Consider the following 911-nt stretch of genomic DNA (forward strand, 5'->3'; position numbering starts at 1 on the left):
CGCCCGTAATTCTTGGGAAACGAAATCATAAGCCCGTAGGTTGAGTGCTAAACCGACGATGCCGACGGCACTCATCCACAAACCTGTGACTGGCACGAACAACATGAAGAAGTGCAACCAGCGTTTGTTAGAGAAAGCAATACCGAAAATCTGTGACCAGAAACGGTTTGCTGTCACCATTGAGTAGGTTTCTTCAGACTGGGTGGGATTGAAGGCGCGGAAGGTGTTAGCACCATCACCGTCTTCAAACAGTGTATTTTCCACTGTGGCACCATGAATGGCGCACAATAGAGCACCACCCAATACACCCGCAACACCCATCATGTGGAAGGGGTTGAGTGTCCAGTTGTGGAAGCCTTGCAGGAATAGTAGGAACCGGAAAATTGCCGCTACGCCAAAGCTGGGTGCAAAGAACCAGCTAGATTGTCCCAAGGGGTACATCAGGAATACGCTGACGAATACTGCAATGGGAGCTGAGAAGGCGAGGGCGTTATAAGGACGGATACCTACCAGACGGGCAATTTCAAATTGCCGCAACATGAAGCCAATCAAACCAAAGGCTCCGTGCAGGGCTACGAATGGCCACAAACCACCCAATTGAAACCAACGGGTGAGGTTGCCTTGGGCTTCTGGGCCCCACAACAGCAATAGGGAATGTCCCATGCTGTCGGCGGGGGTGGATACTGCCACTGTCAGGAAGTTAGCACCTTCTAGGTATGAGGAGGCTAATCCGTGGGTGTACCAAGACGTAACAAAGGTTGTGCCGGTCAGCCAACCGCCTAGTGCTAGGAAGGCGCAGGGGAACAATAGTATCCCTGACCAACCTACGAATACGAAGCGATCGCGCTTGAGCCAGTCGTCTAGAACGTCAAACCACCCTCTACTGGGGGCGCGTCCAACTGCGATGGTCA

At 52.5% G+C, this 911-nt stretch carries 1 protein-coding gene; it reads right to left on the reverse strand.

Annotated features, from left to right (window positions below; genetic code table 11):
• Positions 1–911, reverse strand: a 911-nt coding sequence (gene psbD / locus A4S05_RS36825) for a photosystem II D2 protein (photosystem q(a) protein) (protein ID WP_218108014.1), incomplete at both ends; no start/stop codon positions are given.

Origin of the sequence: Nostoc sp. KVJ20, assembly GCF_001712795.1 — a bacterium.
Lineage (GTDB): Bacteria > Cyanobacteriota > Cyanobacteriia > Cyanobacteriales > Nostocaceae > Nostoc.